A 7,395-nucleotide genomic window follows, 5' to 3' on the forward strand; every position below is an offset into this window, starting at 1 on the left:
ATTTTGTTATTGATTCCAATTATTGATCTTCAATAACTTAAAAAATTCAGTCTCTTCAATTTCTTTTACACCACCGGCAACCAGATCGCCCAGTTCCAGGTCTTCAATGCTGATCCGGATCAGGCGTTTGCAGCGATGCCCGGCGGTGCGGACCATTTTCCGGATCTGGTGATATTTCCCTTCCGTTAATGTGATTTTGAGCCAGGTGTTAGGAACATTCGCCCAGCTTTCATTCGCATGTTTCGGCAAACCTTCGGGCCTCGGAACAATGTCGACTTCGCACGGTGAGGTTACATAATCAACGTCGCCTTTGATTCGGATCGCAATGCCCGTGCGGAGCTTCTGCAATGTTTCCTCGCTCACGTGGTGGGCCACATTCACGACATATGTCCGCTTGTGCGGAACCTCGCCCTGAAACAGCAGATTAGTAACGCGCTTGTTTGTAGTAAGAATCAGCAGCCCCTCCGAATGTCCATCCAACCGCCCGATCGCATGCGTTCCCTCCGGAAATTCAAAATCCAAATCCCCCAGTAAACCCACATTGTCCGGGCTCACAAACTGCGAAACCATGTTTGGGGGTTTGTTGATGATGAAATAACGGTGCGGATTATTTGGCATTGATTCAAAAACTAAAATTCCCATTCCAAACGCTCCGGATCCTGATGACTGCTCCAAAGTGTCAGAATATGGATCTGCGTTTCCGTTTCTTCGTAGATAATAAAGTAGTTGCGAATGATCTTAATCCGGACGTTTTCTTCGTCGGTGAGCTTGCCAATTTTGGGGTGTTTGGCAATTAACTTTATAGCTTCCTTAAATAAGAAGTTAAGTTTTTTGCTGTATGCAGTTGATTTATTTCTGTCAATCCAATAGCCTAAAATCTCTTTCCGATCATTTTGTGCGCGCAGTGACCAAATTACTTGTTTAGCCATTGATCAATATCTTTGTCCGCTTCCTCGTCTGTTAAAAAAGCACCGCTTTTTATTTGTTGTCTTGCTTCGTGAACTGCACTTTTTTGCTGACTGCTAAGCTGATACGGCTCGTCAATTTCCAATTCAAGGCCGAGCAAACGATATGCTTCTGCCAAAACATCGCCATTTTCAATTTCCTGGATCTTTCCTATCAATCGCTCCCTCAGATCTACCATCGACATAATCTTCTAGATTTAGTTACCCGAAAATACTGCTTTTTTCCTTCATCCCCTATTTGCCATGCCCCTTCTCATAATGCATCATCAGCAAATCCTCCCCAAAGTCACTCGTCAGGTCGCGGACTACTGAGTGGATGTGGTTGCCGCCGTTTTGGGTGTTGTCGAACTCGATCAGGAAAGTGGGGCCGTGAATGCGGTAATAATGGCCGTGGCCTTCGCCGATAACATTTTTCTGGTCACCCATCCACGCGAAATGTATTTTTTCCAAGCCATTTTTTTCTAATTCCTCCCATTGCTGGTTCTTCAATGTAACGTGATAACGCTGCAAATATGACATAATGAGCTTTTTAAAACTGGCTTTTTGTGCCGCGTTCATTTCGGCCATCGGCATGCCCTGCAATTTTTCCAAAGAAGCCTTTCTGGAATTGGCAGTGAACATTTCGTTGGGAGCAGTTTCGCCCAGCATAACTTTTCCAAGCTGTTTTTCGTCCAGGGATTGCAACAATTCAAAGGCAAGATCTTCTTCGTTTTTCAGGATTCTCAAACCTTTTTGCGGCACATCTGCCTTTACATTACCGGGATTGCTGCCCATAAAACTCGGCGTGTAAGTAATCTCACCTTTGATTGACGAGAAATGAAGCGACAAATGATGACCTTCTACGCGCCAGCCCCAAGGCTCGCCGCCTGGCTCCCCGAAAACCAAAAAAGCGAAGTTTTCCGGATCGCGGTAAGTGTCATTGGCCGGTCTGGTTTCTACAACGCGGAGCACGTTTTCCAAATCGATAATCTGCTCCGCTTTTTGATAACCTTCCTGGCTCAAAACGAGCTTTACCATGTCCATAGCCGCTTTCCGCTGCTCAGCTGTCATGGTTTTGAATGTTATTCCTTTCCGTTTTCTGGGTGTAAAATTCCAGTCAAAACGCGCCGGATCGTCGTATGGCAATTTGGTTTCCGCAAGCTGTTCAGGGCTGAGTGATTTTAGAAAAGTTGTTGCGGCAGCAGACATCTCTTTGGCCAGCTTTTCGTCTCTTCCCGGTTTTGTCGCAACATTGGCCAGCGATTCTGCCTGAACATTGAAAACGAGCTGAATAAGCAGCAAAACGATTACTATAAAGCATTTTTTCATCTATATCTGATTTGAAATTCAAAATTGGTAAATGCTTAAATCAAAAGCTTTACGATCTCTGAAACTACCATTGCAATGCGGGCAATGACAGACCGATAATTCCGTAATTGGCAGAAAGCGATTAGTTTTGCCGCCTGATAATTTACAAATGATGAATTGGGAAAAATTGCTTTCGGCGAAACGTTGGGGGAGTGAAGACAAATATAATGCTGATCCTGCGGAAGCCCGGTCAGAATTCCAGCGCCGATTACGACAGGCTGATTTTTTCCTCGCCATTTCGCAGGCTTCAAAACAAAACGCAGGTTTTCCCACTCCCGGGCAGCGTATTTGTGCATAAACAGGCTCACGCACAGCTTGGAAGTTGCGAGCGTGGGTAAATCATCGGGAAGGATTTTTTATAACAAATTAAAAAAGGACGATCCGCAAGTCGACGAAAAGCTGCCATTGATCAGCGAAATCGGGAACATTGTTTCGGCGGCTTGCCTGGCGCATGATTTGGGAAATCCGGCTTTTGGACATTCGGGTGAGGCGGCGATTTCACATTACTTTACGAATGATGCCGGATTGAAATATCGCGAGAAAGTTACCGAATCACAATGGGCTGACCTTACGCATTTTGAAGGGAACGCAAATGCATTTCGCATTCTGACACATCCCTATGCAGGCAAAGGTTACGGCAGTTTTGCACTCACGTATTCCACGCTCGCTGCCATTGCAAAATATCCATGCGAATCAATTGCCGGGCATAACAAATCAAACATTTACACCAAAAAATACGGCTTCTTTCAATCTGAACAAGCTGGCTTTCAGAAAATTGCGACTGATCTTGAATTGAGCGTTGTGAGCGATTCACCACTCGTTTACAAGCGCCATCCGCTCGTTTATCTGGTTGAAGCGGCGGACGATATTTGTTATAATATCATTGATCTGGAGGATGCGCATCGGCTCAAAATATTGTCTTACAAGGAAGTCGAGACACTTTTGCTGCGCCTTTGCAACGATCCGAAAATGCCTGCGCGGCTAACCGAAATCGATGATGAAGATGCGAAAATCAGTTTGTTACGCGCCAAATCGATCAGCACATTGATCGGGCAATGCTCGGAGCTTTTTTACAACGAACAGGAAACGATCCTGAACGGAGACTTCAATTCGGGACTGATCGACGCCATTGAAGAGCCTTATCGTTCTGTCATGAAGGACATTGCAAAGATTTCTGTCAATAAAATTTACAACTATTCGTCTGTTGTGCAGATTGAAGTGGCGGGTTACAAAGTGATGGGCGGCTTGCTTGAAGAATTTGTTCCGGCTTATCTTAATAACAATTCACATTACACGCGAAAGCTCGTCGACTTGATCCCCAAACAATTTATCACTTCCAGGACAGATGAATATGCCAGGATTCAAACCGTTCTGGATTTTGTCTCCGGAATGACAGATTTATATGCCGTGGAATTGTTCCGTAAAATCAAAGGAATCTCTTTCCCGTCGCTCTCCTAAAAGCGCCAATTATTCCGGCTGGTTGGCGATAATTGTAAAATTAATTCGCCAGTCAAAAGTTTTATGTAAATTGTTGATCAATTTCATAAGCCCTTATATCGACATGGAAATCAAACAATTGGTTTATACCAATGCGTCTTCAATCATTACATTTCCGTTTACTCCTCAACTTTTTTTCATCTTTGGAAACCGCGAACTTCTCGAAAAAACTGACGTTGTAGCCCAATTAGCAACACTTTATCCTAATTCCGTTTTTTCCGGCTGCTCCACAGCAGGAGAAATTTCTGACGTTTCCGTTAAAGACAACACCATCATCATTACGGCGATTCGATTTGACGACACGACTGTTAAAAGCTCAAAAATTGCTTTGGAAGACATTCAATTCAGCAGCATGGAAGCTGGCAAACAGCTGGTTTCTCAACTGCCGAAAGAAGGCTTAAAACACGTTTTCGTGGTTTCAGATGGCTTGAAAGTGAACGGGACCGACCTTGTAAAAGGCATGGCGGAAGGACTTGATGCGCATGTTTCGGTAACGGGCGGACTAGCTGGCGATGGGTCGCAATTTTCCAGAACGGTTATCATTGAACCGGACGGCGCCGTGGCCAGCGAAACAGTTGCTGCAATCGGATTTTATGGAGAAAACTTGACGATCGGCTTTGGCTCACGCGGCGGCTGGGACAGCTTCGGGCTGGGACAGACGCGTAACCAGATCAAAGGAGAACATTTTATTTGAAATTGATGGCGAGCCCGCGCTCGACCTTTATAAATCATTTTTGGGCGACAAAGCAAAAGAACTTCCGGCATCCGGGTTGCTTTTCCCGCTCAGCATGCGCGACAGCGAAGACCGCGCACCCGTGGTTCGTACGATATTAGGCATTAATGAAGAGGAAAAGAGCCTCACATTTGCGGGTGACATTCCGGAGGGCTCCTTCGTAAGGCTTATGAAAGCGAATAACGACAGGCTCATTACGGGTGCAGAAGAGGCCGCACATGCCGCTTCGGAAGGCCTCACAAACAGTCCCGAATTTGCCATTCTTGTGAGTTGTGTTGGTCGCAAGCTCGTGCTCAAACAAATGGTGGAAGAAGAAGTTGAATCGGTGTCGGATGTGCTGAACAGCCCGGTGATCACCGGATTTTATTCTTACGGCGAACTGGCCCCATTCAACCGGAATTCGGTTTGCGAGCTGCATAACCAGACCATGACCATCACCACTTTCAGCGAGAATTAAAAAAATGGATATGCCCGAACTAACGGACACCAGTTATCACCGGCTTGTGAAAGCGCCAGATCCGGAAATCGTTACCGCCGGAATTGGCGGAGCATCCTGACATTCAGGAGTTTTTATTATCTGTAAATCAAGCATATACGGAATATCAGGACGACTTGGGGCGCGTTGAGCTTATTCTTGAACAAAGTTCAGGCGAGCTTTTCAAAGCCAACCGCGAATTAAGCCGCATTGCAGAAGAAAAGACAGAAGAAGCTGCTTTGACGAGCAAAAGGCTGGAAGAAGTGGTGAGCAGCATTACAGAGGTTTTGGTGCAGCTGGGCAACCAAGGCAACATTATTTATCTCAATAAAGCCTGGGAAAATATTACCGGTTATACTGTAAATGAATGCATTAACCGGAATTGGATGGATTTCTTTTCAGATTCGGCAAATGAAATCAACCAACTGCTCGCTTCCGACTCAACTTCAATTGACGCTACGATCAAGATTCTGACAGCGCAACGAAAAGAGATCTGGATTGGCATTTCGCTGATGAGACAGTTCAGCGGAGAGACACAAGTAGGATATATCGGGACGTTTTCTGATGTAACAGAGCGCGTTTTGGCAGAAAAGAAATTGAAGTCCTATATGCGTGACCTCGAACGCATTAACGCCGAACTCGACCAATTTGCCTATGTCGTAAGCCACGACCTGAAAGCGCCTTTGCGGGCAATAAACAACCTTTCGGAGTGGATTGAAGAAGATATCAGCCACTTGCTTGAAGGCGACACGCTTGATCAGTTTAAGCTGCTGCGCGGCCGGGTGCACCGGATGGAAAGCCTTATCAATGGCATTCTTTCCTATTCGCGCGCTGGCCGGATTAAAACTACAAAAGAGCGGTTTGTGATTAATTCGCTTGTTGAAGATTTGCATGAAACATTCAGCAGCAAAAAGCCCATTCGCTTTATTCTGGAAGGAAATCCTGATCTGGAACTGGAAACAGAGAAAATCACATTAACGCAAATTCTTCAAAACCTGATCTCAAACGGGATCAAATATAACGACAAGCCCGAGGTGGAGATCATTATCGGCTGGACGGAGGAAGAAAATCAATATCAGTTTTATGTAGAAGACAACGGGCCGGAATCAGTCCCGAGTTTCATGAGCGGATATTTGTCATTTTTCAAACATTACAAGCCCGGGACGAAATTGAAAGTACGGGTGTCGGGCTGGCCATTGTCAAGAAAATTCTGGACGAAAAAGGCGGCATTATCCGCATCGAATCGGAGATGAATAAAGGCACGCGATTCATTTTTACCTGGCCAAAAACCGAGGCTAAACAAGCTGAAACTGTTTAAGAATAACCTTTTTGAAAAAATAACCCTTTATAATAACTGTCAAATTCAATGACCCTTTCAACTCCCGTTCCAATGACCATACTATTGGTTGAAGATGATGAAGTAGATGTAATGAACGTAAAGCGTGCGTTCAAAAAAAATAATATTTCCAATCCGCTGGTCGTGGCGTCCAACGGCATCGAAGCACTTGCTGTGCTGCGTTCCCCGGCGACAGACAGTCCGCGCCCGAGAATCGTGCTGCTCGACCTGAATATGCCCAGAATGGGTGGAATCGAGTTTTTCGAAAGAGATTCGTCAGGATCCCGAACTGAGGCCCAGCTTTCCGTTTTTGCGATGACGAGGTCTAATGAGGCAAATACAGCCGACAAAATCTGAAGCCTTCAACCTCACCGTGGCTGGTTATATCCTGAAAACCGCTTTGAATTGGACCGCTTTATTCTGGCAGTGTCCACTTCTGAACAGTTACTGGACGCTTTGCGAATATCCCGGCGAAATTTAAAAAACACGTTTTACCTCCCTCCATGGCTCCTATAAGCATTTTGTTAGTCGAAGACGATGAAATTGATGCGATGAACCTGCTTCGCGCACTGGTAGAAATCGCAGGTGGAGATCGGGGAGGTAAAAATTTGTAAATATGCCGAAGATGCCCTGCTAACATTGGATTCGTGGGTGCCTGGATGCGTGTTTCTGGATTATCAGCTGCCAAAAACGAGCGGGCTGGGGATTGCTCAAACCGATCAAAAAGATGGCGCCGGCATCTGCCGGTGATCGTTGCTCTCATCCCAGGGCGACGAGCGCATTGCCGTGGAAAATGATGAAGGCGGGAGCGACAGCTCGACCACCCCAAATCGGAGATAACTGCAGAGAAGCTGACGAAAGGCTTTTCATACATCAGAGCCAGAAATGCCTGGATGTAGAAAAGGATCGCGAGGAAGCAAAGGCATGAACTGGCTGATGAAGCGGCGCACGAAAAACGCGAAAGCGTTTCACGATAAATGCGAAAACTAGAGAACGGACAATACAGGCTTGTTCATCGGTTCAACTGAACGAAGAACCAAAG

Annotated in this window: 10 protein-coding genes and 1 pseudogene; 6 read left to right on the forward strand and 5 right to left on the reverse strand. The window is 45.8% G+C overall.

Features of this window, described 5'->3' with window-relative positions; genetic code table 11:
- Positions 1-6: 6 nt before the first annotated feature.
- From AC0IYG_RS07080 to AC0IYG_RS07100, 5 genes are read right to left on the reverse strand one after another with little or no spacing between them, the layout of a single operon-like run.
- A complete protein-coding gene (locus AC0IYG_RS07080; protein WP_471710399.1) occupies positions 7-642 on the reverse strand; it encodes a pseudouridine synthase in 636 nt (211 codons plus the stop codon).
- The gene (locus tag AC0IYG_RS07085; RefSeq protein WP_471710400.1) at positions 630-929 is read right to left on the reverse strand and encodes a type II toxin-antitoxin system RelE/ParE family toxin; all 300 of its coding nucleotides are present in this window, start codon (positions 927-929) and stop codon (positions 630-632) included. The genes AC0IYG_RS07080 and AC0IYG_RS07085 overlap by 13 nt, the downstream gene beginning before the upstream one ends.
- Positions 914-1,150: a hypothetical protein gene (locus tag AC0IYG_RS07090; RefSeq protein ID WP_471710401.1), complete on the reverse strand. Its 237-nt coding sequence runs from the start codon at positions 1,148-1,150 to the stop codon at positions 914-916. The genes AC0IYG_RS07085 and AC0IYG_RS07090 overlap by 16 nt, the downstream gene beginning before the upstream one ends.
- A 49-nt stretch (positions 1,151-1,199) precedes the next feature.
- Positions 1,200-2,273 (reverse strand): DUF3500 domain-containing protein, encoded by a 1,074-nt coding sequence (locus tag AC0IYG_RS07095; protein WP_471710403.1) that lies wholly within the window; start codon positions 2,271-2,273, stop codon positions 1,200-1,202.
- A gap of 35 nt (positions 2,274-2,308) precedes the next feature.
- Positions 2,309-2,608, reverse strand: a complete 300-nt coding sequence (locus tag AC0IYG_RS07100) for a hypothetical protein (RefSeq protein WP_471710404.1) — start codon at positions 2,606-2,608, stop codon at positions 2,309-2,311.
- Here AC0IYG_RS07100 and dgt point away from each other — a divergent pair.
- The 6 genes and pseudogenes from dgt (at position 2,601) to AC0IYG_RS07130 (ending at position 7,103) form a co-directional block, all read left to right on the forward strand.
- A complete protein-coding gene (dgt, locus tag AC0IYG_RS07105) occupies positions 2,601-3,770 on the forward strand; it encodes a dGTP triphosphohydrolase (protein ID WP_471710405.1) in 1,170 nt (389 codons plus the stop codon). The two genes, AC0IYG_RS07100 and dgt, sit on opposite strands and share 8 nt — an antisense overlap.
- Before the next feature lie 103 nt (positions 3,771-3,873).
- Positions 3,874-4,503 carry an FIST N-terminal domain-containing protein gene (locus AC0IYG_RS07110; protein ID WP_471710406.1) on the forward strand — a complete coding sequence of 210 codons (630 nt, stop codon included), beginning with the start codon at positions 3,874-3,876 and terminating at the stop codon, positions 4,501-4,503.
- Positions 4,504-4,543: 40 nt separating this feature from the next.
- Positions 4,544-4,999: an FIST signal transduction protein gene (locus AC0IYG_RS07115; protein ID WP_471710407.1), complete on the forward strand. Its 456-nt coding sequence runs from the start codon at positions 4,544-4,546 to the stop codon at positions 4,997-4,999.
- 308 nt (positions 5,000-5,307) lie between these two features.
- A pseudogene (locus tag AC0IYG_RS07120) lies at positions 5,308-6,335 on the forward strand (PAS domain-containing sensor histidine kinase).
- A 72-nt stretch (positions 6,336-6,407) separates the two neighbouring features.
- Complete coding sequence (locus AC0IYG_RS07125) at positions 6,408-6,710, forward strand: response regulator (RefSeq protein WP_471710409.1); 303 nt, start codon at positions 6,408-6,410, stop codon at positions 6,708-6,710.
- A gap of 228 nt (positions 6,711-6,938) precedes the next feature.
- Positions 6,939-7,103, forward strand: a complete 165-nt coding sequence (locus AC0IYG_RS07130) for a response regulator (protein ID WP_471710410.1) — start codon at positions 6,939-6,941, stop codon at positions 7,101-7,103.
- Positions 7,104-7,395 lie beyond the last annotated feature (292 nt).

The sequence above is a fragment of the Dyadobacter sp. AC419 genome, from assembly GCF_979253085.1.